A 1,739-nucleotide genomic window follows, 5' to 3' on the forward strand; every position below is an offset into this window, starting at 1 on the left:
GAGTATGGGTCCCGGCCTTCGCCGGGACGACGATGGGGAGAGAGCTGAGCAAAACAAAAGGCGCCTGAGATTTCAGGCGCCTTTTTGCATCGTGACAATCGCCTCTCAGCTTCGCCCATACCCCGCAGCTTCCAGGATCAGATTCGCCACTTCCTTCGGATGCGAGACCAGCGAGAGGTGGCCGGCATCGAGCTCGATCGTCGTTGCGTTCATGCGCTTGGCGAGGAAGCGCTCGAGATCGGGGTTGATGGTGTCGTCGTTCTTCGACACCGCGTACCAGCTCGGCTTGGCGTGCCATGCAGCTTCGGTGGTGCGGCCGGCGAAGATCGAGGCCGCGGTCGGCCATTGCACGGCATAGAGCTCCTTGGCCCGCTCCGGCTTCACGCCATTTGCGAAATATTTCAGGAAGGCGTCTTCCGAGAGTTTTGTGTAGCCGTCGCGCTCGACGATGCCGGCGCGCACCGGGCCGGTCGGGAACTGCTTCGACAGCGCCACGAAATCCTCGTTCGCATCGGGCGCGCGCGCGGCGACATAGACGAGCCCGGTGACCTTCGGGTCGGTGCCGACCTGGCTGATCACGGTGCCGCCCCAGGAATGCGCGACCAGCACGGTCGGCCCGTCCTGCTCGGCCAGCGCGCGCTTGGTCGCCTCGACGGAGTCGGCGAGCGACGACAGCGGATTTTGCACGGCGGTCACGTGAAGGCCCGCTGCCTGGAGGATCGGGATCACCTCCGACCAGCTCGAGCCGTCGGCCCAGGCGCCATGCACCAGCACGACGTTCTTGGCCTTCACGGTTTGCGGGGTCTGTGCGTGAGCCAGGCTGAGAGGGGCCGCCAGCAGGCTCGCGGCGACGAAAAGGCTGCGCCAAAGTGTCATGATCGTTCTCCGTCTTGTTTTGGGGTCGATGTCCAAAGGACGGAGTGAGAGGCGGCGCTGTTACGCGGCTTCACCGCTCTGTGATGCGGTGCAAAAGGACAACCGGAAACTGTCGTCCCGGCGAACGCCGGGACCCATACCGCGAGGTCTCTCGACGGGCAGACGGTGTGAGTACCGAGCTGCAGGTCTTCGCCAAACGTCTCCCTGTGGTTATGGGTCCCGGCCTTCGCCGGGACGACATCGAATGCAAAACAGAAAAAACGCCCCGGGGCACCGGGGCGTTTTCGCAACTCGGAAGTGGCGTGCGTGCGGTTTACGCGGCGACTTGCGCGGCCGAGTTCTCGATCACCTGCGCCTTGGGCGTGCCGGCATTGATCGCGATCTGGCGCGGCTTCTTGGCTTCGGGAATCTCGCGCACGAGGTCGACGTGAAGCAGCCCGTTCTCGAGCGAGGCGTCCTTCACCTGCACAAAATCGGCAAGCTGGAAGGCGCGCTCGAAGGCACGCGCGGCGATGCCGCGGTAGAGCACTTCGGACTTCGAATTCTCGCCGGCGACTTTCTCGCCCTTGATCGTCAGCGTGTTCTCCTTCGCGACGATGGTGAGCTCATCTTTGGCAAAGCCCGAGACCGCAACGGTGATGCGGTAGGCGTTCTCGCCGGTGCGCTCGATGTTGTAGGGGGGATAACCGGGGCTGCCGTCCGAACCGGCCTGGTCGAGCAGGTTGAAGAGGCGGTCGAAGCCGACGGTGGAACGATAGAAGGGGGTGAGATCGTAGGTACGCATGGTCAAGTCCTCCATTGAGCGACTGTTGGTAACCCGCCCGCCAATCGGGCCGGGCTTTAGTCTGTGTGCAGCCTGATGT

2 protein-coding genes are annotated in these 1,739 nt (G+C 63.8%); both read right to left on the reverse strand.

All coding sequences use genetic code 11. The features are described from left to right. Positions 1–105: 105 nt before the first annotated feature. Complete coding sequence (locus AC1D00_RS39835; protein WP_135175456.1) at positions 106–876, reverse strand: alpha/beta fold hydrolase; 771 nt, start codon at positions 874–876, stop codon at positions 106–108. 313 nt (positions 877–1,189) lie between these two features. Next, the gene (locus tag AC1D00_RS39840; protein ID WP_477014469.1) at positions 1,190–1,660 is read right to left on the reverse strand and encodes an Hsp20 family protein; all 471 of its coding nucleotides are present in this window, start codon (positions 1,658–1,660) and stop codon (positions 1,190–1,192) included. Positions 1,661–1,739 lie beyond the last annotated feature (79 nt).

Source organism: Bradyrhizobium sp. P2_E8 (genome assembly GCF_056403875.1).